The organism is Microcystis sp. (assembly GCF_048564745.1).
In the GTDB taxonomy this organism is placed as follows: Bacteria; Cyanobacteriota; Cyanobacteriia; order Cyanobacteriales; family Microcystaceae; genus Microcystis; species Microcystis ichthyoblabe_A.
This window is the reverse complement of the sequence record NZ_JBLZRT010000165.1, coordinates 1-1,049: the sequence shown is the minus strand read 5'-3', so window position 1 is coordinate 1,049 and position 1,049 is coordinate 1. Positions and strand designations below refer to the sequence as shown.

3 protein-coding genes are annotated in these 1,049 nt (G+C 45.9%); 2 read left to right on the top strand and 1 reads right to left on the bottom strand.

Translation table 11 applies throughout. The annotated features are described in order from the left end of the window. Positions 1-285 precede the first annotated feature (285 nt). Positions 286-447 carry a hypothetical protein gene (locus ACOCD9_RS17920; protein WP_419548100.1) on the bottom strand — a complete coding sequence of 54 codons (162 nt, stop codon included), beginning with the start codon at positions 445-447 and terminating at the stop codon, positions 286-288. A gap of 20 nt (positions 448-467) precedes the next feature. Here ACOCD9_RS17920 and ACOCD9_RS17915 point away from each other — a divergent pair, with 20 nt between their 5' ends. Then, positions 468-1,013, top strand: coding sequence for an ABC-three component system protein (locus ACOCD9_RS17915; RefSeq protein WP_419548099.1), 546 nt, complete (start codon positions 468-470; stop codon positions 1,011-1,013). Then, a partial coding sequence (locus tag ACOCD9_RS17910) for an ABC-three component system middle component 5 (RefSeq protein WP_419548101.1) occupies positions 988-1,049 on the top strand: 62 nt, incomplete at its 3' end. The genes ACOCD9_RS17915 and ACOCD9_RS17910, both read left to right, overlap by 26 nt.

Genomic DNA, 1,049 nt, shown 5'->3' with positions numbered 1-1,049 from the left:
AAATTGGGTGTAACGTAAAAATGGAATGAAGGGCGTCAGCTGGTGCTGCTGAGGCTTCCGATCTCACGCGCTGAGCCCAGTCTTTCGACCAGAAGCCGGCATTGACCTATGGCCGCATTCAAGCTATCCGGATTTGATGAGGGGCATGCGTCAATTCGGGAACCTGGGGGAGCGACAATGCTGGACGGCCTGATGGCACTCCGCTAGTCTGCTATCGCTACCTCAGCGAATCATTCAGGATCGATAATGGAATATCTTACGCATATATTTACGTTTTTAGCGGGTCTAGGCGCGGGTTGGACTGCGAAAATCGTAGTTAGTAAAATTCAAATGAATAATTCGCACTCCAGAAAAACTGTGCAAAATAATAATACTGTTCATGGCGATATGTCGGCTGGCGACATGAATAAAAATAATCGGCAGTAAGCGACGTGTCTGATCAGTCAAATAATATCGTACATGGTGATATGGCTGCGAGAGATATTAATAAGCTTAATATTGATATGCGCCAGGGTACCACTCTGAATGAATTAACCTTGCTTTATGCTCGTCTTCGTGCGGCGGAGGTTGATGAGAAAGATGGTAGTGGCTTCTGTGAGAAACTGAATCATTATCTAGCCGCCCCTACTGAGGGTGACGTTCGTGGGCTTGAGGCAAAGCTCCGCGAGAGCGGTCGAACTGATCAGCTCTATTTTGCTATGGGTCAAAAAGAGCAAGCGGCTAAGATGGTAATGCGGCAGCAGTCTTCTAGAGTTGCGCAGAGAATTTATACGATTTTATTGGATGAGCTCCATACAAACTACATGCTTGTGGTTACCCCGGTGATAGAGGCCGGCGGGGATCGCGTAGTAGTTGATGCGGCAATTAATGGTATCCTTCATAATATATGTTCGATGCTCGGTGAGAACTTTCTGGAGATTTCAGTTAAGGACTTGTTGGGGTTGTTGTATTTTCTTGGGGGTAATTGTCATATAAGGTGGGACAAGTATGCTGATTTACCATCCGGCCTATGATGCATATCATTGCGTATTTCGAATGCTTTCAATCTT